Source organism: Cellvibrio zantedeschiae (assembly GCF_014652535.1).
GTDB lineage: Bacteria > Pseudomonadota > Gammaproteobacteria > Pseudomonadales > Cellvibrionaceae > Cellvibrio > Cellvibrio zantedeschiae.
In genome coordinates this window covers 2379208-2401039 of record NZ_BMYZ01000001.1, presented here as the reverse complement: position 1 = coordinate 2401039, position 21832 = coordinate 2379208, and the positions used below count along the sequence as shown (strand labels likewise).

General features: G+C 45.1%; 20 protein-coding genes. 8 read left to right on the top strand and 12 right to left on the bottom strand.

What is annotated here, in order from left to right; translation table 11 throughout:
* Window positions 1-169: 169 nt before the first annotated feature.
* Both tcdA and moeA read right to left on the bottom strand, forming a co-directional pair.
* Window positions 170-994, bottom strand: coding sequence for a tRNA cyclic N6-threonylcarbamoyladenosine(37) synthase TcdA (tcdA, locus tag IE104_RS10645; protein ID WP_189418121.1), 825 nt, complete (start codon window positions 992-994; stop codon window positions 170-172).
* A 13-nt stretch (window positions 995-1007) separates the two neighbouring features.
* Window positions 1008-2249 carry a molybdopterin molybdotransferase MoeA gene (moeA, locus tag IE104_RS10640; protein WP_189418120.1) on the bottom strand — a complete coding sequence of 414 codons (1242 nt, stop codon included), beginning with the start codon at window positions 2247-2249 and terminating at the stop codon, window positions 1008-1010.
* A gap of 283 nt (window positions 2250-2532) precedes the next feature.
* Between moeA and IE104_RS10635 the strand changes: the two genes are divergently transcribed.
* The 5 genes from IE104_RS10635 to IE104_RS10615 all read left to right on the top strand — a co-directional run bounded on the left by IE104_RS10635 (window position 2533) and on the right by IE104_RS10615 (window position 6254).
* Entirely contained in the window at window positions 2533-3594 is a 1062-nt protein-coding gene (locus IE104_RS10635) for an ABC transporter substrate-binding protein (protein ID WP_189418118.1), read from the top strand.
* Between the two features lie 30 nt (window positions 3595-3624).
* Entirely contained in the window at window positions 3625-4233 is a 609-nt protein-coding gene (locus tag IE104_RS10630; protein WP_229837782.1) for an SCO family protein, read from the top strand.
* The gene (locus IE104_RS10625; protein ID WP_229837781.1) at window positions 4233-4667 is read left to right on the top strand and encodes a cupredoxin domain-containing protein; all 435 of its coding nucleotides are present in this window, start codon (window positions 4233-4235) and stop codon (window positions 4665-4667) included. Before IE104_RS10630 ends, IE104_RS10625 begins: the two co-directional genes overlap by 1 nt.
* Window positions 4668-4765: 98 nt before the next feature.
* Entirely contained in the window at window positions 4766-5524 is a 759-nt protein-coding gene (locus IE104_RS10620) for an ABC transporter permease (protein WP_189418117.1), read from the top strand.
* Window positions 5514-6254, top strand: coding sequence for an ABC transporter ATP-binding protein (locus tag IE104_RS10615; RefSeq protein ID WP_189418115.1), 741 nt, complete (start codon window positions 5514-5516; stop codon window positions 6252-6254). The genes IE104_RS10620 and IE104_RS10615 overlap by 11 nt, the downstream gene beginning before the upstream one ends.
* Window positions 6255-6305: 51 nt before the next feature.
* On the opposite strand, the gene rsgA is transcribed toward IE104_RS10615, so the two are convergent.
* Complete coding sequence (gene rsgA / locus IE104_RS10610; protein ID WP_189418113.1) at window positions 6306-7358, bottom strand: ribosome small subunit-dependent GTPase A; 1053 nt, start codon at window positions 7356-7358, stop codon at window positions 6306-6308.
* A gap of 269 nt (window positions 7359-7627) precedes the next feature.
* The gene (locus IE104_RS10605) at window positions 7628-8239 is read right to left on the bottom strand and encodes a YigZ family protein (protein WP_189418106.1); all 612 of its coding nucleotides are present in this window, start codon (window positions 8237-8239) and stop codon (window positions 7628-7630) included.
* A gap of 365 nt (window positions 8240-8604) precedes the next feature.
* On the opposite strand from IE104_RS10605, the gene IE104_RS10600 reads away from it, so the two are divergent.
* Together IE104_RS10600 and IE104_RS10595 are read left to right on the top strand one after the other, a co-directional pair.
* A complete protein-coding gene (locus tag IE104_RS10600; protein ID WP_189418458.1) occupies window positions 8605-9441 on the top strand; it encodes an amidohydrolase family protein in 837 nt (278 codons plus the stop codon).
* 148 nt (window positions 9442-9589) lie between these two features.
* Window positions 9590-10603, top strand: a complete 1014-nt coding sequence (locus IE104_RS10595; RefSeq protein WP_189418105.1) for a zinc-binding alcohol dehydrogenase family protein — start codon at window positions 9590-9592, stop codon at window positions 10601-10603.
* Window positions 10604-10620: 17 nt separating this feature from the next.
* On the opposite strand, the gene IE104_RS10590 is transcribed toward IE104_RS10595, so the two are convergent.
* From IE104_RS10590 to IE104_RS10560, 7 genes are all read right to left on the bottom strand, one after another.
* The gene (locus tag IE104_RS10590; RefSeq protein WP_229837780.1) at window positions 10621-11526 is read right to left on the bottom strand and encodes a GntR family transcriptional regulator; all 906 of its coding nucleotides are present in this window, start codon (window positions 11524-11526) and stop codon (window positions 10621-10623) included.
* A gap of 179 nt (window positions 11527-11705) precedes the next feature.
* Window positions 11706-12860, bottom strand: a complete 1155-nt coding sequence (locus tag IE104_RS10585; protein WP_189418103.1) for an alpha/beta hydrolase-fold protein — start codon at window positions 12858-12860, stop codon at window positions 11706-11708.
* Window positions 12861-13084: 224 nt separating this feature from the next.
* Entirely contained in the window at window positions 13085-14548 is a 1464-nt protein-coding gene (locus IE104_RS10580) for a family 8 glycosyl hydrolase (RefSeq protein WP_189418102.1), read from the bottom strand.
* 246 nt (window positions 14549-14794) lie between these two features.
* The gene (locus IE104_RS10575; protein WP_189418100.1) at window positions 14795-15691 is read right to left on the bottom strand and encodes a poly(ethylene terephthalate) hydrolase family protein; all 897 of its coding nucleotides are present in this window, start codon (window positions 15689-15691) and stop codon (window positions 14795-14797) included.
* Window positions 15692-15726: 35 nt separating this feature from the next.
* A complete protein-coding gene (locus IE104_RS10570) occupies window positions 15727-17301 on the bottom strand; it encodes a carboxylesterase/lipase family protein (protein ID WP_189418098.1) in 1575 nt (524 codons plus the stop codon).
* Between the two features lie 269 nt (window positions 17302-17570).
* The gene (locus IE104_RS10565) at window positions 17571-18074 is read right to left on the bottom strand and encodes a GNAT family N-acetyltransferase (protein ID WP_189418096.1); all 504 of its coding nucleotides are present in this window, start codon (window positions 18072-18074) and stop codon (window positions 17571-17573) included.
* Between the two features lie 66 nt (window positions 18075-18140).
* Window positions 18141-18755 (bottom strand): DUF1349 domain-containing protein, encoded by a 615-nt coding sequence (locus tag IE104_RS10560; protein ID WP_229837827.1) that lies wholly within the window; start codon window positions 18753-18755, stop codon window positions 18141-18143.
* Window positions 18756-19185: 430 nt separating this feature from the next.
* Here IE104_RS10560 and IE104_RS10555 point away from each other — a divergent pair, with 430 nt between their 5' ends.
* The gene (locus IE104_RS10555; protein WP_189418092.1) at window positions 19186-19779 is read left to right on the top strand and encodes a PEP-CTERM sorting domain-containing protein; all 594 of its coding nucleotides are present in this window, start codon (window positions 19186-19188) and stop codon (window positions 19777-19779) included.
* A gap of 61 nt (window positions 19780-19840) precedes the next feature.
* On the opposite strand, the gene IE104_RS10550 is transcribed toward IE104_RS10555, so the two are convergent.
* Window positions 19841-21781 carry an apiosidase-like domain-containing protein gene (locus tag IE104_RS10550; RefSeq protein ID WP_229837779.1) on the bottom strand — a complete coding sequence of 647 codons (1941 nt, stop codon included), beginning with the start codon at window positions 21779-21781 and terminating at the stop codon, window positions 19841-19843.
* Window positions 21782-21832 lie beyond the last annotated feature (51 nt).

Here is a 21832-nt window from a genome sequence, read left to right as displayed (position 1 = left end):
TTATTTTTTTCCTTGAGATTGCACTTATCATTATTGTGATTTTTATTTTGTTTACGAAACTATCGTGGCTTCGAATCATCACTCTTATTTATGGTTTATATTAACCCTCTTAATATTAATCGGCTGCGGGCTGGTTCACGATTTGAGCATTGCGCTTAACTTGAACAGGTTAATTTGGTGAGGAGGAATTAAGCGTGCGCTCCAAATAACGCTCAATCGCTCTGGTAGCTGCAACAAAACCAAAAGTGCCGGTGACCATAAGGCTTGAGCCAAAGCCGCCAGCACAATCCAGTTTTACGCCAGCCTCTAAAAATTGTTTATCCATGCAAACGCTGCCATCAGGTTTTGGGTAAACCATTTGTTCTGTTGAAAAAACAGCGTCTACGCGAAATTTGCGATTCTTGTCGCGCGAGAAATTAAAGTGGCGATAAAGTTGTGTACGAATTTTTACCAACATGGGGTCGCTTTCAGTTCGGCCCAAATCAGTTACTTTCACTTGTTGCGGATCGCGCTTGCCACCTGATGAACCCACAGTAATTAAACGTACTTTAATGGCGAGACAGTAGGCAACAAGGCGCGCCTTAATATGCGCAGCGTCCATTGCATCAATCACAACATGGTGCTGTTTGCCAATCAGCGTTTTCATGTTTTCGTGATCGATAAAATCTTCGACTGAGTGAATAATAATTTCCGGATTGATATCTTTTAAGCGGTCGCTAATTACCTGATTTTTTGAGCGGCCAATATTGGATTTAAGTGCATGTGATTGGCGATTGGTATTGGTTACACACACATCATCCAATTCAATTAAGGTCAGCTCGCCCACGCCGGAACGCGCGAGAGCTTCCGCGGCCCAAGTGCCAACACCACCCAAACCAATTACGGCAAAATGTGCTTTGTGCAGCGCAACTAATGCGTCTTGCCCGTAGAGCCGGCCAATGCCGCCAAAGCGTTGCAGGTAATCGGGAGATAAAGAATTTGTTTCGTCAGTCATTTAGCAGTATTCGTTAAAGCAGGAATTTATCAAAGGGAACGACTGTAACCATTTTGCCTTTAGCAACGGCACCGCGCTCTTGCTCAAGCACGATATAAGAGTTGGCACGCGCGACAGAACTCAACACTCCGGAGCTTTGGTTGCCTGTACTGGTGACAATATTTTCGCCATCAACGGATTGCAAAATGCCGCGCTGATAGTCAGCTCGCCCCGGTTGTTTTTTTAAATTCGATTGCGTTATCGCATTCAGTGATAAGGCTGACTCAACACATTCACCTGCAAGAAGGCGCAGCGCAGGCAGCACGAGCTGATGGTAAGTCACCACTGCAGAAACCGGGTTTCCGGGTAAGCCGAAAAACCAGCAAGACGCATCAGTTTTTTTGAACGAGCCAAACGCAAAAGGTTTGCCCGGCTTCATGGCAACTTTCCAAAAATTTATTTGGCCGAGGGATTCCAAAACGGTTTTGGTGTAATCAGCGTCGCCGACAGAAACACCGCCACTGGAAATCACAACATCCGCTTGGGCAATGGCAGATTCAAACGCGGCGTGAATTTTTTGTGGATCGTCACCGACCAACCCACAATCGATTATCGTGATATTAAGGCGAGCTAGCAGTGCTAATAATGTTTGGCGATTGCTATCGTAAAGTTCACCCGCTTGCAGTGGTTGACCAAGTGGTTTTAATTCATCGCCTGTTGATAAAACCGCTACGCGTATACGCGAAAAAACGTTTACCTGAGCTATGCCCAAGGATGCGAGTAAGCCAATATCCAGTGGACCTATGCGTTTACCTTGCTCAAGGACCCGTGAATCTCGTGCTATATCTTCACCCGCGCGGCGAATATTTTCGCCAGGCTCTGGCACGCGTGTAAGTTGGATTGAATCGCCAACTAACACAACTTGTTCTTGCATGATGACGGTATCGGCCGAGGCGGGGACAACACCGCCTGTCATAATGCGCACGCATTCACCTGCACGAATTTCGCCTGAAAAGGGATGGCCTGCCAGTGCGGTGCCAACCAGTTTTAGCGGATGATTGAGCTTTGCATCTGCGTGGGCGAAGGCATAACCGTCCATTGCGGAGTTGTCGTGGCCGGGAATGTTTACACCGGAATAGATCGCTTCGGCCAATACCCGGTCAAGCGCGGCTTGTAGGCTTACCGTCTCAGTGGCCTTGGTTGGAGTTATGGCTGCACTTATTCGCGCTATAGCGTCAGCAACGGGCAGGAGTTCGGGTTGCGAACAGTAATCCATGCGATATCCAGAGTTAGGAGTTGTAGCGATTGAGGTGGGTTTTGCCAGGGCGCTATCTTAACTGTTCGGTGGTTCCAAACCTATAGGGGGCTAACGCGCTTTCTTGTATAATGCTAGCCTTAGCGCCATAGTTAAACTTGATGCTCCTTCTCTGTACGAAAGGGGTACTTTTAGCAACACTATATTTTGCCACCAATTTTTTGTTTCAATCTGTCGGATGAACTGCTCGGATGAATCGCTCAAATGAAACGATTGGAACACTCGGCTTCGCACTGGTCTATTTATGAGTACCAAAACTTCAAATATTGATTTTCTATCGCGTCGGCAACTGGTCATGGGTGCCGCGGCAGCTGCGGCCAGCTTACCCTTTATGAGTTTGACCGGTTGCTCTAAAGAATCACCATCGAGCCAAGCGAAATTACTTCAGGTTGGTGGCTTGCCGGTGACCTGTAATCTCACCTTGCCCGTGGCCTGTACCTCTAAGGCTGCATCTAATTTGGCGGGTTCAGGCGATGGTCGTTTTGCTTACCAGTACAGCAAATACAGCGGCTGGCCAGAGATTAAAGAATCCCTAATGACCGGGCGAATCCAGGCTGCATACATGCTGGCGCCACTCGTTATGGATCTGTCGGATAAGAAAGTCCCGCTCAAGATTGTTTCCCTCGGCCACCGCTCAGGTGCGGTGATTATGGTGCGCACTGATTCTGCGTTTCAAACTTTTAGCGAGCTTAAGGGCAAGCGCATTGCTATCCCAAGCCGATTTGCGGTGGATTTTTTGTTCCTGCGCAAAATGCTTGCGCAAGAAAATATGACTCCCAAAGATATTGAAATCGTAGAGATGCCGCCACCAGATATGCCCGCCGCGCTCTACGCCAATGCTGTGGATGCCTATTGTACTGGTGAGCCTTTTGGCGCTGCTGCTCAGCGCGCCGGTTACGCTCGCCCCCTGCGCATGACCCGCGATGAATGGCGTAATTACATTTGCTGTGTGTTGACCGTACGTGAAGAATTAATTCAGGAAAGTCCAGACATGGTTCAAGACCTGGTTAACCATGTAATGGGGGCGGGTCATTGGCTGGATCAACAACAAGTCAACCGTGATAAAGCTGTCGCTATTGCTTCCAAGCGCGAGTTTTTTAATCAAGATCCAAACATTCTTAAGTTTGTAATGGAAACACCTACAGATCGCGTTACATACGGCGACTTGCGCATGATCAGAACCGAGTTTGAAGAACTTATGCAGCTTTCCATTGAGGCGGGCACACTCAAGCATCCGGTTGCGTACGAAACCTATATGGAAGAGCGTTTTGCGAAAGCCGCCAAACCTGCGCCTATGCTGGTCTAATAAAATATTTGATATTAAGGGGCGTAAGCAGTGAAACGACTTTTTTTGCTATTAATTTCCTTCCTATCGCTCACCTTAATGGCGCAGGTACAAGCTCAGGCACTGAAGTCAGGCGTGTTTGATCCACCACGTTTAGCGCCGGACTTTACACTGCAAAGTTCACAGGGGGGCGAGCTCAAGCTCAGCCAAACTCGCGGCAAACTGGTTGTGTTGGGTTTTGGTTTTACCCATTGTACAGAAGTTTGCCCGGTCACTCTGGCGAACCTTGCACAAGCGCGAAAAAAGTTAGGCGATCTAGCCGATAAAGTTCAGGTGGTTTATGTGACCGTTGACCCGCAACAGGATACACCTGCTCGTTTAAAAGAATATCTTGCAGTGTTTGACCCAAGTTTTATTGGTGTTACTGGAACTGAAGCGCAGTTAGAGTCGGTGCAAAAAGAATACGGTATAGTTGCCGCCAAGGCAGTGGGCAAAAAAGGTGAGGCTCAAGTGCATCACTCCTCCTATATTTATTTAATTGACCCTTCCGGTTATCTACGTGCGCTTGTTCCATTTGGTAAAAAGCCAGACGACATAGTCCATGATATAAAAATACTGCTTCAAACACCTGATAAAAATGAAACCAAGGTGGTTAAGTAGTGAGTTTTGTGCGTCGCTATTGGTTGCCGTTGCTTCTGTTTAGTGTTCTGGTGGATGCTGTACTCCTTATCGCTTTCATTCCCATACAATACAATTCCCGCGAAGAAGTTTTCGAAATTCCTGACGGAACCTGGGCGAATCGTATGGCGGGTAAAAAAAACGAAATCCTGCCGCAGCAAGTCCATTTGACCTTGGGGGTGCGAGATATTCTGGTACTGCGTAATCTGGACAAGGTACCGCAAATGTTTGGGCCAACCTTAATTATGCCCAACCAAAGTTTTAAGCTTCCATTTGAATTAGCGTCGGAATACCAGTTTGCGTGTACCGCGCATGTCAGCGGACAAATGACAGTAGTAGTTGATCCTGAGCCGACTGTTGGGTGGCCGCGTTTGCAGTGGCGAATAAAAAATCTGGCCCGTTGGATAGGTGGGTAGGTGGATAGTTGGAGTTAGATTGGATAGATCCGAAATTCTAGCCGGTAAGCAACGAAGTTAAAATTTTAAAATGAAAGTCAGTATGATCAAGGTGTCTTGTGAAAAAACTTAAAAAAATTCTGCCGCCATTGGTAGTCTTCGCACTACTCATTGCAGTCTGGTGGATAGTTGTTATTCAAACCAAAAGTGCAATCTTCCCAACGCCCATGCAAGTTGTTTTAGGAACCGCAGAGCTAGCCGCTGACGGTTCTCTGTGGGAACACATAAGTTCGTCCTTAATGCGGGTAGGGGCCGGTTTTTTACTGGCGGTTTTGATCGCCTTGCCCTTGGGATTGTGGATGGGTCGCATAGAATTTGCCTACACCACGCTTAACCCCATCTTCCAGGTCTTGCGTCCTATTTCGCCCATTGCGTGGATACCCCTGGCAATTTTATGGTTTGGTGTTGGTAATGCATCGCCCATCTTTTTAATTTTTATTGCTTCAGTATTCCCACTCATTGTGCAAACAGCAGCGGGTGTTCATACCATTGAGAAGCGCTATTTGCGTGCTGCAGAAAACTTCGGTGTTTCGCGCTATAAATTATTTACACAAGTAATTATCCCCGCCGTATTGCCGGAAATTATCGTGGGTATGCGCATCTCACTCGGCGTTGCCTGGTTGGTTGTGGTTGCTGCTGAAATGATTGCACTGCGCTCTGGTCTCGGTTATTTAATTATGGATTCGCGCAACGCAGGTAACCGTTACGATTTGGTGATCGCGGGCATGATTATTATCGGCATTATTGGACTTTTGTTAGATGGCCTAATGCGACTTTTGGAAGGGCTTAAAACAGTAAGGTGGCGTTATGGTCGATAAGATTCTTATAAAAAACATCAAGAAAAGTTTCACTTCTGGTAAAGAAGTTCGCGCTGTTGTTGATGGCATAACCCTGACTGTTGGTGAGGGCGAGTTTGTTGCAATCGTGGGTCCGTCGGGTTGCGGAAAATCCACACTTATGAAAATTATTGCTGGTTTCGAGCATCCAGATGAGGGCCAGATTGAAGTCGATGGAGTTGTACGTAAAGGTCCTAACGCCAACGGCATTGTAATTTCACAGCATGGTTCGGTTTTCCCCTGGCTTAACGTACAACAAAATTTAATGTTTGGTTTAAACGGCGACGAGCATGGCGATAAAGCCGCGTTGGCTGATCACTATGCCGCTATGGTGGGCTTAAAAGGATTTGAAAAAAATTACCCACATGAATTATCGGGTGGTATGTTAAAGCGTGTTGAAATTGCGCGAGCCTTAGTAGTCAAGCCTGAAATTTTATTTATGGATGAACCTTTTTCTGCGCTTGATGCCCTCATGAATTTAAAAATGCGTACCGAATTGTTGCGTATTTTGGAGGAAGAGCGCCACACCGTTTTATTGATTACTCATGATGTAGAAGAGGCTATTCATCTGGCAGATCGTATTGTTGTTTTATCGCCGCGTCCAACGACAATTCAGCGCGTGTTTGAAGTTCCTTTTACTCATCCACGCAAGTTATCAACGCCAGAAGCACAAACGCTTAAAGAAGATATTCTGCGAGAGTTAGGTATTTAAAACTCGTGAATAAAAAAGCCGCAACTGAATGCGGCTTTTTTATTGGAATGTTTAATACTCCTTTCGTTTTTCCCTGGTGCGAACTTCAGCGGCCTTGTGCAGCACTTTCCATTTTGCCCGCTCTTCGATTCGCTCAAGCGCAGTTTGCTGGCTGCGTTTTATTTCACGCAATAATTTTTGGTAATTGTGTAAACGGTCATCATCAATAGCACCGCGCACAGCACAACCGGGCTCATCATTGTGTTGGCAATTGCGAAACTTACAGTTGAGCGCGAGGCTGGAAATATCATCAAACGCAATATCCAACGCATCTTCATCGGCATCCGGGCTCCAGCTGCGCAAACCCGGCGTATCGATAATACAGGCACCGCTTGTACAACAGTGCAGCGAGCGCGATCTGGTGGTGTGCCGCCCCCGGCTATCACCCACACGCACAGCACCGGTTTCCTGCAAGCTATTGGTGAGACCATTGGTTAAGGTGGACTTACCAGCGCCAGATGATCCCAATAGCACCAAAGTTTGCCCCGCACTTAGCCAGGGCGCAAGAACACCTGACGTTTTTTGTTCAAGTGCATTCACCGAATAAATTGTTAAATGCGGCGGTAAACGTTGCGTTATTTGCGCGAGTTTTTCTTCAGCATCTACAACAATATCTTGCTTGGTTAATACAATAATTGGCGTGACTTGCGCGGCTTGAACAATCGCAAGGTAGCGTTCCATGCGCCGCAAATTAAAATCATTATCCAACCCCATTACCAGGATCGCCGTATCTACATTGCTTACCAATAATTGTCGGTTACCATCCTGTGTGCGGCGTGTAATTTGGGTTACCGGTTGCATGCGATCGCAAATCCAGAATTCATTGTTTGGATGTTGCTCCACAATAACCCAATCGCCAACGGCGAGTTTTTCCACATCAGCGTTCGGCAAAATGCGTGCATAGAATTCAATGTTGCCATTATGTAAAACAATTCGATCGCGATGAATTTCAATCACGCGTGCAGCTACTGCATTCTGCCCGCAGCTTTCCATCATTAATAATTGTTGCGCAATATAAGGTGTAAGCCCAATAGGGCGTAGGGATTCAAAATCGATATTGATCATGTGAACAATCCAGTTTCGTTAACTCGCAGGCGCGAGCAAATAGATCGCGTGAAACGCGATAATGAAAACGAATGGAAAGTCGGCGCGCAATTACGCGGCCATAAATTTACCTAAAAGTTAAAATAGATTCAGACAGGTAATTAAGCGGCCGACAGGAGTGCTATATCAAATGTTTTCATGGTTTAGACTCCTGTATTTGGTGGGGAAGGTTAAAAGATGGTGTGTACTTAAACGGCTGTTAGTGTGTCATCAGTTTTTTATTCAGTCAATTATTTTGTTTTATGAACAATTGCGTGTCCTGCGGTTTCATTAATCACATCTTGAATAAAAGATTCTGCTTGTGCTACTGCCAGGCTTAGCGTAACGGCAACGTCAAGATCATAGTCAGTAGCTAAAATTTTCCCTTTATGCAGCTCAACAAGGTGACGAATTTTTGCTTCCTTTGCAAAATCTACGCTGATTTTAATTTCAATACACGGTGTAACCAGAGTCAACTGCGCGCAATTCACTGCCGAAGATACAGCGCCAGAATAGGCACGAATTAATCCACCCGCACCTAACTTCACTCCACCAAAGTAACGCACTACCACCGCCAGGCTATTTCCTACTTCGCGCTCTGTAAGAATATGCAACATAGGTTTACCAGCAGTACCCGATGGTTCGCCATCATCACTAAACGCTTGTGTTAGCGGCTGCCGAGTATTGCCAATTATGTAAGCCCAGCATACGTGATTAGCATCGGGATATTTTTTTCGGTAATAGTCCACATGCGTCATGGCTTCTTCACGTGAACTTATGGGGTGAAGGAAAGTTATAAAGTCGCTATTTTTTTCTACGGTGGTAGATTCGATTGCAGCGGTTAAGATTGTGTAGCTAGACATTAAAATAAATCACACAGAATTACTGAATTACAAACGCGCTAAAAATGCATCGTCGTTGTTCGACAATCACCGAATTAACTTTTGACGAGACGTCGCGCAAGGTTGCGCATATTGGTCATGGTAATGGTTTTTGCTTCCGCGTCATAGAAAGGCCCGCCGTTGACAATATTCAAAGGCACAGGACGGAAATGCCAATTGGCTAAGTTGGTGATAGACGCAGTTTGAGGATGTCTCGGCGGAGGTGTCTAGTCTCTGATTCAAATTGTTTATTATATATGAATTGACATTTTGAAGGGTGACTATTAGGGTGTGGAAATACATAGCTGCGGCCAAGCATTAAATAAGAGGAGCTTGTTTTGGGCAAAATGTTACGCGTTGACAGCCACCAGCATTTTTGGCAATTAAATAGGGGCGACTACCATTGGCTTAATGCAGAGCCAGCAACTATAAATCGCGATTTTTTGCCGCAGGATTTGCAACCGCTGCTCCGTAAAAATGCGGTGGATTACACCGTGATTGTGCAAGCTGCAGAAACCGTGGAAGAAACTGATTATATTTTGGAGTTGGCGAATACCCATCCATTTGTAGCGGGTGTAGTGGGTTGGGTTGATATGAATTCACCTGCCTCGATTAAGATTTTGGAGCGGTTGGGTCAGCACCCGAAGCTGGTGGGAATTCGACCTGTAATTCAAGGTATTGCAGATCCAAATTGGATGTTGAAGCCAGAGCTCGACACCATATTCAAATATCTTATCGATAATGACCTAAGTTTTGATGCATTAGTAAAACCGATTCATCTTGATGCCCTTTATATCCTGTTGCAGCGCTACCCCGAACTGCGCGTTGTTATAGATCACGGCGCGAAGCCAGACATAGCCTCCGATGGGTTTAATCCCTGGGCTGAAAAAATCCAAAAAATCAGCGAAGGCTCGCATGCGTTTTGCAAAATTTCCGGGCTGGTAACCGAAGCCGGGGCAAGCGCGTCTTATGCGAAGCTGTACCCTTACATGAACCATTTAGTCAGCTGTTTCGGTGCGCATCGCCTTATGTGGGGGAGCGATTGGCCGGTATGTACGCTTGCTGCGACTTACGATGAATGGATTGGATATCTTGATACCTTCCTCAAACAATTTTCGTTGGACGAACAAAAGTCAATTTGGGGAGAATCCGCCGTAAAGTTTTATAAGCTAGGCGTGGTTTAAAGCTGACACCCTGATCCAAGGTTGCAGGTCTTAATTGAATATTAAATATAAAAATCATTGACAAGGAGGGCGCTTGAACTTTAAATGTTGATTTTAAACTACGGTCGACATTCAAGTTTTGGTTCGGCTGCAACTTTGGGGAAGAGATATGTTGTCAGTTGTGTGTGTGGAGCCTGGAAAATTAACGCTTGAGGATAGGGCCGAACCCGCGCTTGCAGCCGGAATGGCGAAAATCAAGGTTCGATCAATCGGCATTTGCGGCACTGATTTTCATATCTACGAAGGCTCCCATCCATTTCTCCAATACCCTCGCGTGATGGGGCACGAGTTATCAGGCGAAGTGGTGGAAGTGAATGCAGGCTCGGCATTAACCTTGGGTGATCGCGTGATTGTTAACCCATATTTGCCCTGCGGAAGTTGTGTTGCCTGCCGGAAAGAAAAACCAAACTGCTGCACGAATATTCGCGTACTTGGCGTACATACTGATGGCGGCATGACAGAGTTCATTATAATTCCCGAAGGCCAACTTTACCCGGCAAATGATTTGAGTTTTGCCCAAGCAGCAATGGTGGAGTTTTTGTCCATAGGTGCGCACGGCGTACGGCGTGGTGAAATTAAATCGGGTGATCGGGTGCTAGTGGTTGGTGCAGGGCCCATTGGTTTAGGTGCGGCGCTGTTTGCGCAAATTGCAGGTGGTTCGGTTGCCATTTTGGATGTAAACGCGGCAAGAATTGCAGGAGCTGCTTCTCTCGTAAAGGGAGCTAAAGGTTTCGTGCTGGGCGCTAATACTGATGCAGAAATTGCACAATATACCAATGGCGATATGTTTGATGTGGTGCTTGATGCGACTGGTAGCAAGCGTGCTATGGAGGCGAGCTTAAAATATGTTGCCCACGGTGGTAGTTGCGTATTTATCAGTGTCGTAAAAGATCAAATTACGTTTGATGATCCATTTTTCCATGCTCGTGAAATGCGAATCATTGGAAGCCGCAACGCAACCAAGCAAGATTTTAATCATGTTATCGCATCGATTAAAAATGGAAAAATTCCAATTGATTTGCTGAATACCCACACCGCAGAGTTAAAGGATTTGCCCAGCAAATTACCGCAGTGGCTGGGAGAGCAAGATTCTTTAATCAAGGCAATAGTTACATTGGATTAATAGAACATTTTTTAAGGTTAGTCACTTAGGCCATGAGCAGAGCGCATTAAGGTTCGTTGAGCTGTATTCAAATGTTTCTCCAAACTCATTACTGAACCTCCGATATCCCGTGACAATAAATTATTTAATAAATTTATATGTTCAGTGACAGCAATAGCGTTGCGTTCCTTCTCGTCTGATTTGTCCCATTGATAATGATAATGGCAAATAAAAGTCACTATGTTGAAAAATTGGTTGATAAAACGATTTCCGGAAGCACTTTGAATTAACCTATGCAAGCGAGCATCCAATGCGGGAAAGTCGTTAAATTTATTTTCTATATCTGCAAGCAGTGCTTTGTGCTCGTTTAATAATTCAGTTAGCTCACTCCACACCGGGTCATCAACAGGTCTTTCCAGTAAGGCGCGAATTGATGCCATTTCCAAAATTTTTCTAAACGCAATCAGTTCTTCGGCAAATTGAACATCAAACTCAACCATCTGCCATTGCGCTCTTGGGTTTTTTTTAATTAAACCTGTGTGTGCAAACTTAATTAAAAATTCCCGTACCGTAATGGTGATGCAATTAGATTTTTTTGCTAAATCTAATTCAGAGAAGCGGTCGCCGGGTAACAACTTGCCAGAACTGATCAGTGATAAAAAGTATTTTTCAAATTGTTCTTCTTTGGTGGAGGGCTCATTACTGATATCAAAATAATCTGCTGGTTCCGGCGCTCTTAAAATAGTTTTTACATTTCCTTCGCGCTTTAAGACACCTTTCTCACACAAGTGTGTAACGGCTGTGCGCACTGTTGTACGGCTTACGCCAATAACTTGGGACAGGGCAAAATCATTTGGCAAATGCGGCATATCAGGCGCAGCATTTTTAACCAAATCCAATAATTTATTGGTGGATTCTTGGAGCAGGTAACTCAAATCGGTCATAACCACGGCCTTGGGGAATAGTCGTGCTAATGTAGCTTTGGCGGCTGGCATTAGTCTATAGGCTTTGCCGTTGAATTTAATCCTGTCGTTAATCCAAGGTGAAGATTATGGGAAGGGCGGGAAAGGGCGTATGCAATTAATTTTCAGTGCGCGTTTGGGCGCACTGAAAACAGGTTTCATTAATCTTTAAACAATAATGGCGAAAACTCGCGCAAGCTACGTCTCCAACTTAAAAATTCATGGGCTGTGTCTGGCGAAACGTAAAGCACACTATTAATGCCAGCTGCTTTTAAGGCTTCGGTATTCGCTTTCGGGTCGCCAACAAAACTGCGCATACGCTCATCCATCATCTCGCGGCTGCCGTAACTCACAAATGCCAACTTCACTTTTTCTTTAAAGCCGGGAGTTGCATTTACATCGTCCATTTTGAACGAGCCACCGCTAAACAAACCAATGTAAGCAAATTTATCCAGGTTGGCCATAGTGATGGTTTTGGTTTCCATGCCACCCATAGAAAGGCCCGCCATTGCGCGATTTTTACGGTCAGACAGGGTACGGAAATGCGAATCAACATAAGGAATTAATTCGTTGATGAGCACGGTTTGGAATGGCTTGATATCAAATGATCCGATGGTGCCAAACTTGGCTTCGTTGGTCATGCCGTAGGTTGAAACAATAATGAAAGGTTTGGTTTTTCCTTCCGCAATCAGATTATCGAGAATCAGATTGGCGTGGCCCTGGTTCATCCACGCATATTCGTTTTCGCCCCAACCGTGTTGCAAATAAAGCACCGGGTAGCGCTTCTTGTCATTCTTTTCATAGCCTGGTGGAGTGTAAACAAAGGCGCGTTTGGTTGAGTTGGTGCTTGCAGATGGAAACAGAACTTCGTGCACAAGACCGTGAGGAACGTTTTTAACTGCATAAAAATCCTGATCGTGTGCAGGTATTTCAATGCCGCTTTCCCAGCGAATGGAACCGTAATAGTTCTGCGCGCCCGGGTCATTAAATATTCCGCCATCTACTTTGAGGTGGTAATAGTGAAAACCTTCATCCATTGGACCTGCGGTCGTCCCGGTCCATACGCCATCTGCGCCCTTGGTCAGGTCAGTACCACCTTTCCCACCCAAGCCAAGGCTTACATTTACAGCTTTAGCGTCTGGAGCTTCTACGCGGAAGCGTGCATAACCCTGGGAGTTCACCTGCGGGTATTCCTTACCGGGTTGATTCATTGTGGATGGCTTGAAATCCTCGAGTACTTTTTCACCTGTTTGAGCAAAGCACATGCCTGGCATCACCAAAGCGAGTACTGCTAAACCTTTGTTGTATTTCATCATTTGGCCCTCTGCTTGTTTTATCTGTTTAAATATTTTTCGCTATATTAGCATGATAATATTGTATGACTTTTTATTGGTGGACAATTGATGCATGTCATATGTGCATCAATCGAATGGAGTAAATTAAGCCTTGCGAAGTGGGGTAAAAACTATGGTCTTACTGGGGCAAGGCTCTGGCAGGTATGGATCGCGGAGCACCTCCTACAGGCGCTCCGCGATGAGTTTTACTTAACCTTAGCGCGTGGCTCTATTACACGGAACTCGCCACTCAAATGCATCATGTTGAAAATGTACAACATGCCATCGAAATAGCGTTGCTCACCTACGGGCATTGGCGTATCCCAGAATTCTTTCAGGAACGCGTCAGAGACTTCACCCGGTGTTGCAGCCAAACCGCCGGCCGCCGCGGCCGCCAACATACCCACTGAATGGCGATCAGAAGCGGGTTTACCATCCAAAGAATATTTATCCGCGAAGCTACTCAATCCCTGTTTGAATAAAAACTTTTGGTAGCGATCGCTCAATTCTGTTTGGCGTGGGTCTTTTTTAAACCAGCTGTAATCCACCGCCATATTGCTGATGGTTCGCCAACTGTCGTATGCATAAATGCTTGGTTTGCCATCCCAACCCATTGACGGCGTGCCGTCATAATCAGTGCGGTCGGGTGAAAGGCCTGTTTCAGGATGAGCTGCTTTGTGAAATAAATCGCGGCTTGCTGCAGCTGCGCGTGCCCAAAATTCGCGTTCTTCTTTTGGAGCCCAACGCGCCCACAATTCGTAAAACGCGGGTAAATGATAAGAAGGATCTGTACCCGGCAAATTCGTTTCAGGCACAAAGCGAATCATCGCGTGCTCTTCATCCACCATGGGGCCAACACTCACCTGACGCGGAGCATTGTTGCGTTTAAACAATGGCCATGGCTTGCCTTCTTTTACGGCCTTGGCTTGATCGGCGCGATTGTTAGGGCTTGGCCAACCGCCGCTCGGCTCAACCGGAATAGGAGCGCCCGCATGCACACGGAACGGTGTAGTGCCCGTTAAAATGCCGTGATGACGCATGCCTTTCAAAATAATATCTGCTTCGTTTTTGTAATTATAAATTCCCTTGCCATTGCCCCAGCGGTTCGCCGCAAAATACAACGCCATGGCGTAATACATTTCACCATCGGGAGCTGCACTGGTTGAACGCGGAGTGCCATCAGTATTCATGGACCATGCAAAATATCCACGCGATGGATTCGCGGGATCTGTGTTAAGCATGTAGGTTTTTGACCAGTTCCAAATTGCATCAAACTCACGCTTTTTACCCAGCTGAACGGCAATCATCATGCCGTAGCTCATGCCTTCGCTGCGCGCATCGTTGTTGGCCCAATCGGTGATATAAGCCAGCGGGCCGTTTTCATTTGCACCCGTTTCAAAATACACGCGTTCTTCCTGGCCATCTCCATGAAAGAATTTTTGGAATGCCTGCTCAATACGTTCATGGGTTTCGGCTGGTGTTTTGTTCAAGCGCTCAACAAATAAGTTGGCGTAGTGACCGGTTTTATAGGCGCCTGCACCATCGTCCAAACGGGGAGCCGTAACAGTTTGTTTTGTATTTGTAGTGGCATCTGCAGCCAAGACTGGCGTCACGACAACAAGGCTGGTAGCGAGTGCCATAGTGACGACAAGGGTTTTGAGTCTCAACATGTTGTTCTCTCTCTCGTAATGTAATTCTGTTGTGGCACTAAGCCAGTTGTGTGATTAGGCCTGAATGTAAGCATTCTAAAATGATACTTATTGCGTGCTTATTTACGCTTTTAATCCATAAATATTCACGTCTTTTTACATAGGATTACATGAAGAAAAAACATTGTTGTTTTTAAACGCGGAACATAAACCTCTAAAGTTAGACCTGGCTATTATCACAATCGCCAGGTCTGCTTTTATATGCACTTATTGCATATTCTTTTTCTCAAAACTCCAGCCTGGCATTTTGGTAATGTCGGGTGTGTCACCAGTAAATAATTTGCTCGCTTTTTTATCACCTTTTAATTTCCAGCTAAACCAGGCAGTCGCTACCTTGGCAAAATCACCGCCATTAGGTTTGGCGTAAGTACCGCCATGTCCAACATCCAAATTGCCTACAAACACAGGAACGTGATTAAGTTTTGCAACATCATCCATGCCGTTTTTATAGGCGATATCCGAAGGGCCGCCGAGTAAATAGAGGGTAGGTGTATGGATTTTGGTTAAATGGGTTTTGTCCAGCTGCGGCATGTTAGGCATAGCGTTACCGCGAATGGGATCTATAAAAATACCGCTGTTAGCAACAAGTAAAGTTGAAACTCGTGGATCTGGCGCAACTTCCAATGCTTGTAAACCACCGCATGACATGCCTGCAACAGCAATATGTTTGGTGTCAATTCTTTTGAAGTAAGCGCTATCCTTATCACCGTTTTGTGCAATCGCCCAATCAATTGCATTGCGCAATTTCGATGCAGCTGAACGCTCTTTATTTTGCTCGCCAGATTCTTTTGGCATGGTGCCAGTGGCAATCACCATAAAACCGTGCGATGCAATTTCATTTAAAAAGTTAACGTGTTCAAAGGGTGAATCAAAACAAGCGCCGTTACCCCAAACAATCAATGGCAGACTTTTTTTACCTTTGAAGCCATCAATATTTTTTGGCCTAAAAATCGTGTGTGTTGGCAGCGAAGCATCGGTCAGCATCAATGCGCTGTACTTACCATTTCCGCCATTTTCAACCACGCGAGAAGCACTTTCTTGCGCAAAAGAGGGAACTGCAAGCGATAAAACAAAAAGTAAAAGTGCATGTATTATTGTTTTCATTTTGATTTTCCTATGGTTATAAATTAAACATTAAATTAACGAACTGATTTAATCAGCTGCATTAATTCCCTGTCGTGGTTGTTAAGGATTTTGGGTTCTTTATCGAAAATCATGGTTTCGCCATTTTCGCGCGAGTAGGGCTTCCACGCTGGTAAAGATTTATCGTTAGGGTTTCCGGTCTTCGCAAAATTAATCCATGCAGAGCTCATTTTTTCGGCGAGGTTTTTAGCCTCATCGCTGGTGCCAGTCCAGTGTTTGCCCAACTCGATATTTTTAAATGCCAAGGGAATATCCAAGCCATGGAAAGAACCTTTGGTGTTGTTATCAACATCACTTTTCCATGTCAGGAGGTAAGTATAAACCGGCGCTTTTGTTTTAGCGGAACGTGCATCTGCCGTCACTATAGTGTTGGGGCGGAAGAGTGTATCTATGGATACCAAATCTTGCGGTGTGTAATTCGGGTAAGCTTTTTCAAACAATTTGACATAGGTATCAGTTTTGTCGCCGTAGGTTTTTGTTAAACGTTTTTTGGCTTCGTCCAGCGTCAGATTTTTTTCCGCGTAAGCCGTTTTTACCAACTCATTCAATGTGGTGCCAATTAATAAAGGAATGTCGTTAGATATATCAGCAAAATCTGGTGTGAAAGGTTGTTGTAATAAATTTATTCCATCGGGCACAGGCGCAAATCCAACCATGGTGATAGAACCTGGTGTTCTCAGACCAACTGTTTTTTCCAGCGCTTTATTACCCGCTTCAACCAATTGTTTGTAAGGAATATTATTAATTTGGTTAATGTTGTCTTTGTTAAGACCCAAGGTTTCCACAAGTGCTTTGCCGATTTGAAGCGATTTTTCTTTGGTGGTTACATTTAATAAAGCGCCGCTTTGAATAATCGCCTTGTTAAACAAACCTTTTGCCGCAGGCATGGATAATAAAGTCCCCACTTTTCCACCGCCGCCGGATTCACCCAATATAGTCACGTTCTTAGGATCACCACCAAAATTGCGGATATTTTTATTAACCCACTCAAGTGCGGCTACAGTATCCAACATTCCAACGTTTGCCGAATTAGCATACTGCGCACCGTAAGCCGATAAATCCAAAAAGCCCAAAATATTTAAACGGTGGTTTACAGAAACCAAAACAACATCGCCTTTTTGTGCGAGCATTTTCCCATCGGTAATTGGATCATCACTCGCACCTACGCTAAAGCCTCCACCGTGCAACCAAAACATCACGGGCCTTTTTTTGCCGTCATTGATGCCGCGCGTCCACACATTCACTGTAAATAATTTTTGCTCGTTCATCGCTGTTTCTGGTGACCAGGCATTCACCTGCATAGCGATAGGTCCGAACTTGGTATGCTCACGCACACCCTCCCAGGAATCTGGTGCTTGTGGCGGCATAAACCTGTCAGCTTTTGCGTAAGGAATACCTTTAAAGCTGAAAACGCCATCTTCAAAACTACCGGAAATAGAACCGTAAGTTGTTTTTACAATCGGCTTTTGGGGGTGCTGGTTAGATGCCGGGTTGCATGCGCTAAGGCATAGCCCGGCCACTAATCCTGCAACTAATAAACAATGGGCTGTAAGGCGCGTAAGTTTTTTCATGGGAAGCTCTTTTATTCGAAGAAAAGGTTGTTATGACTTCGTAATTGCGTCCTTTCAGACATTTTTTGGGTGGTAATGACTTCCGTGTGGTATTTCGTCTGGCTGTGTTTAAAGGGGCTCGCTTTACCAGCATTAGTTGTACTTTTGATGGCACGCTTATTAAGCGTATAAGAAGATTGTAATACAAGTTGTGCGGGATTCTACAGCATTTGCACATTATTTAAACATTCGTACACTTGCTGTACAGAGCTGTTATGGGGGTTGCTAATTCAGATCAAGCTCTTCTTGAAGTCCAGCCTGAAATATTGTTTTTCATAAGAATGTCCCTGCGAGTCGTGATAGGTTGCGACAGCAGCATAAGGTTGCGCTTGCAAAGGCAGGTAAGACAGCTTTTTTGCCAGCGCGATCATTTCGGTGCTTTCATCAGGATCTATGCTAACGAATATATGAGCGTGCCCGTATTGTTTTGCAATTGCCTCTCTTGCCTGGATTAATGCAGTTGCTACTCCCTTCCTTCTATATTTTTCAATAACAAAAAGATCGCTTAGCTTTGGCAAGTGAGATTTTCTTTTTCCATTTTTTGTAACATCTACATAGACAAGGCCAAACCCAACGATTTTTTCTGCTAGCTCTGCGACCAAAAAGCAGGCTTTTTCACCATCACATTCGTGGAGATATTCCCTGAATAAATTTTCTGTATTTCTTGCTGCACACAATTGTCCCATGTCTCCGGCATTTGCATGTCTTATTTTTATAATTCCTTGTTCGTTCATTGGTTGCCATCTCTTCACAAAACGCGGCCAAATCGCGCCGCGTTTTAATCGCTGATATCCGGGGGATCAAATTCCCATTCTAAAATCTTTAACGCTTTCACCAATTAATGAAGGGCTTTCAAATTGCGTGGCGTTGCCATTGCCAAGTGGTGATTGTGAGCTCACTCCCACCCATATGGTAGCGGGGTAGGAGTTTTTATAAAGCCTCGCGAGGTTCCACTTGATTTTATCCTCAGAGAAATAGAAAGCTACTGTTTGCGTGTCCGACGAAATTTTTAAATACACCGACTTGGAACCTATAGGCTGGTGATTGTTGTCATCGGATGTTTCAATCGTTCTTACGCTCACAATTCTTGTGGTGCCGCGCTCGTCTCTTTCAAATGCAAATTTTTGCCAGAGCTTTTCAGTAAGGAAAATATAAAGAGCACCTGCATCATAGGTTTCTTTAAATTCGGGGCTGACTTTTGTTGTCAAGGTGAAAGGCTTTGTATTGTCTACCTTTGCTAATAATACTGGGGCATTGTTATTGGATAACTTGCCATCGGGATCGTTAAAGAAATCTTTTTTGGCATCACTTTTTAGTGTAACCACGCCGCCAGCAGTGGAAGCGTTTTTATCCGCATCATTCAGGCATTTTGTAAAATGAATGTCGGGCAATTTTATGGAACAGCTTTTTTCCACATTTGCCAAGGTGTGGGCAGGAACAACTATTAAACCGATTAAGCCCAGCAACAAGCCGGATAGTTTTAAGGAGCGGTTTTTTATGGCGCGTATTTTTATTACGATTGTTTGGCTCATGTAGCATACCCCAGGTTAATTAAAGAAGTTGGTTCGTTAATCGTTAGGCTTTACTGCTTTGTGGTTCGGCATTGATTATTGCATTTGTCGGCTAATGACACAAAACAAATTTAATTTCCTTCAATTAGCAGATTGTCGAAGAGCTTTACATGGTTCGATAAGTCTTAAGCGCCACTCATTATAAGATCTTGATTCGCAAGGTTCGCATAATTTTGGTATGCGAGCTGCTTGTTTATTGAATTGGATTTTTCTCAAAACAGTCTGTCGCCTTAGTCCAATTATTGTCGCTTGATTAATGATGCGGGAGTTATTTATGCAATTTTTAAAAATCGTTTTGGTCTTTTTATTTTTTACATTTGCATCCTCTGCCAATGCATTGTTGTTAAGCGATGTGCGTGAATTCAACGCACCACTTGTGTCCGGCCGAACAGCTGGCTTTAATTTCAATTTGGCAAATCAAGGTTACAACCACCTCACTGATACCATCACCAACATCAAGCTCAGTTTTAATTTCCGTGAAATTGTGCAGACAGAGGAAGATTTAGAACATTGGGAAGATATGAGCACTTGGGAATTTATTATTTTCTATTCGTGGATATTTGATGGCAGGGCTGTCTACGCCGACATAGATACCGGCCCGCTTACCTTTGAATCATCCTGGATAAAAACATATACATGCCAATACTCTGACTACGTGGACGGCGAAGAAATCTGCAGACAAAACCTGGATCTTTCCGGTGAAATGTCTACCTGGTTTGTTGCCTACACCGATAACTTATGGCTAGCAGATGCGCGATTGGATGTGGAAATTGACAGGGTAGCAGTTCCCGAACCATCAACCTTTATTTTATGTTGTTTAGGTCTATTTGGGTTAGCCCTGAAACGGTATAGTGGAAAGTTAAGTTGACAATACCTGCAACAGAGAAGATTAAACTACGCAGCGAGAATCATTTCTTGCTGCGCATTTTTTAAAGTGTAATTTTTGCAGCCCAATCGCGGCTGGCAATTTTTTCGTTTTGTGGAAAGCTCGGCAAGCTTAGCGTACCTTCACCATCTGCTTTTATCGAAATGGCTTTTTGCCATTCACCATTCATCGGGTCAAACCACTTTAAGGTGTAAGTTTTGTCGGGAGCAAATCCGATTAGCTTTGGCAATGCTGATTTATTTTCAAAATATAGCAGCGCAAAATCTTTTTCTGCTGTGCGCATCATGTAAGACCAACCATCAAGGCCATCATCGGGGCTGCCTACTGCTTTGCGTGGCTGGATCTGGTTAGATGCCAATAATAAATCCTGGTAGCGGCGACCTTCAGATTGCACAAACGCATTTAAATATTGCATGTAATTGGCGGACTCGTAATTCATTGCCTCCCAAAAGTGCGGACGTGCGCCAGCGGGTTCGCCGGTAGACGTTATGTCATAAGCAGCAGTGCCGTGCACATGGCCCGACAGTCCGCCCGAGAGCACAGAGCCGTACATTTGTGCACGCGCGAAATAATTATCCCGCGCAGAATTTGCAGGCGGTTCTTCACCGGCAGGTTTATTAATGGAATGAAGCCAACCAGTGTAGTAGGGCTCAAAATTAATGGTGGGGTAGGCGGGCGTTAGTTTAAATTCTGTTTCCAATGCTTCGCCCACGCGATGATCGCGCGGTTTATTGCCCACGCTGTGCATAGTCATCCAGGGCACTTTATCGCCATGGCCAAAGGCTTCATAGGTAGAGCGGTCAATAAGCGTTGTCACCGGTTGGTTAAACGGTGGTGGGCCATATTTTTTTAAGTGATAGGTAAGTGCCTCATTAAATTGTGCCGCGGTAAGGCTGAACTCTTTTGGAATCCAATCCAAATGAATACCGCTAAACACCAAATTGTTTGCACCATAACGCGCGACAATATATTGCATGTAACGTGAAAAAGTTTCGTTGAAATTAAAATAAGCATTCCATGAAGGGCCAACATCGCGACGCACTGTTTCTAACAAAGGCACAAATCCCTGTTGGGATAAGTATTCCATTTTGCGATCAAGACTTTTGAAATAAGCAGGATTGATCCGCGTAAAATCCGAAACACCTTTGTGTTGTGCAGACATAGCGAAGGGCAGGTGACCATATTCGTCACGCATACTTTTTGCAGTGAACGAACCCCAATAACTCACACCTCCCGATGCATCGGTTCCCTCACCACTTGAAACATCGTAACCAAATTTTTCCCAGGCATTTCTTAAATAAATACCGCTCGGGTCTGCATGGGTGCTCGGGTTTACATCCGCATCCCAATTGGGGAAAGAAGAAATCATACTGACTGAATTAAAGCCCTGCTTTTTGCGAAAGGCTACGGCATCTTCAAAGCCAATACCTGGGCCGGGTTGGTAATCATTTGAAGTCGGTGCATTGCGAAACGGCAAGCGCCAGGTGGTGCCAGCAAGCCAGGTATCGCCCACCATAAAAAATGGCGCGCCATCCGCATACTCAAGCGCATGTCCGTTGGATGACACGCGAACAAAACCGTGGCGGTTGGGATTCTGTTGCTTTTCTTTCGCAGTCCAGGCGATGGCGGTAAATGTGCCAGTGCGACCATTCAGGCCTGCGTCATCTGTGCGGTTAGAGCCACTGCGCCAACTCCATTCGCCCGGCGCGGTTGCAACCAGGCGCACAACATAGCGGTTCTCGCCATCCCAAAAACCATAAACCCGCTTATCAAAATTTGGCCCTTTGAGCTCAACCCACATATCCACATCGGTGTAATAATTTTGGTAGGGCTTTTCCGCACGGAAAACAATCTCCTGCGTCTGCCAAGGGTGAATGACTTTTTGCTGTGCATGTTTTGAAGATGGCGCGGCACAACTCAAAAGCCCAATTGTTGCGCATAACAGCAGGGCGGTTGTTAGCAATCGTTTGAAAGATGAGTTCACTCTTAGCCTCTTTATGTAGAACATTTTTTAAAATGCTAGCAGATGCAAGCT

Bases quoted from the DNA above. Each gene is read 5' to 3' on its own strand.
- tcdA (WP_189418121.1), bottom strand. From the start codon at position 994: ATGACTGACGAAACAAATTCTTTATCTCCCGATTACCTGCAACGCTTT.
- moeA (WP_189418120.1), bottom strand. From the start codon at position 2,249: ATGGATTACTGTTCGCAACCCGAACTCCTGCCCGTTGCTGACGCTATA.
- IE104_RS10635 (WP_189418118.1), top strand. From the start codon at position 2,533: ATGAGTACCAAAACTTCAAATATTGATTTTCTATCGCGTCGGCAACTG.
- IE104_RS10615 (WP_189418115.1), top strand. From the start codon at position 5,514: ATGGTCGATAAGATTCTTATAAAAAACATCAAGAAAAGTTTCACTTCT.
- rsgA (WP_189418113.1), bottom strand. From the start codon at position 7,358: ATGATCAATATCGATTTTGAATCCCTACGCCCTATTGGGCTTACACCT.
- IE104_RS10605 (WP_189418106.1), bottom strand. From the start codon at position 8,239: ATGTCTAGCTACACAATCTTAACCGCTGCAATCGAATCTACCACCGTA.
- IE104_RS10600 (WP_189418458.1), top strand. From the start codon at position 8,605: ATGTTACGCGTTGACAGCCACCAGCATTTTTGGCAATTAAATAGGGGC.
- IE104_RS10595 (WP_189418105.1), top strand. From the start codon at position 9,590: ATGTTGTCAGTTGTGTGTGTGGAGCCTGGAAAATTAACGCTTGAGGAT.
- IE104_RS10590 (WP_229837780.1), bottom strand. From the start codon at position 11,526: ATGACCGATTTGAGTTACCTGCTCCAAGAATCCACCAATAAATTATTG.
- IE104_RS10585 (WP_189418103.1), bottom strand. From the start codon at position 12,860: ATGATGAAATACAACAAAGGTTTAGCAGTACTCGCTTTGGTGATGCCA.
- IE104_RS10580 (WP_189418102.1), bottom strand. From the start codon at position 14,548: ATGTTGAGACTCAAAACCCTTGTCGTCACTATGGCACTCGCTACCAGC.
- IE104_RS10575 (WP_189418100.1), bottom strand. From the start codon at position 15,691: ATGAAAACAATAATACATGCACTTTTACTTTTTGTTTTATCGCTTGCA.
- IE104_RS10570 (WP_189418098.1), bottom strand. From the start codon at position 17,301: ATGAAAAAACTTACGCGCCTTACAGCCCATTGTTTATTAGTTGCAGGA.
- IE104_RS10565 (WP_189418096.1), bottom strand. From the start codon at position 18,074: ATGAACGAACAAGGAATTATAAAAATAAGACATGCAAATGCCGGAGAC.
- IE104_RS10555 (WP_189418092.1), top strand. From the start codon at position 19,186: ATGCAATTTTTAAAAATCGTTTTGGTCTTTTTATTTTTTACATTTGCA.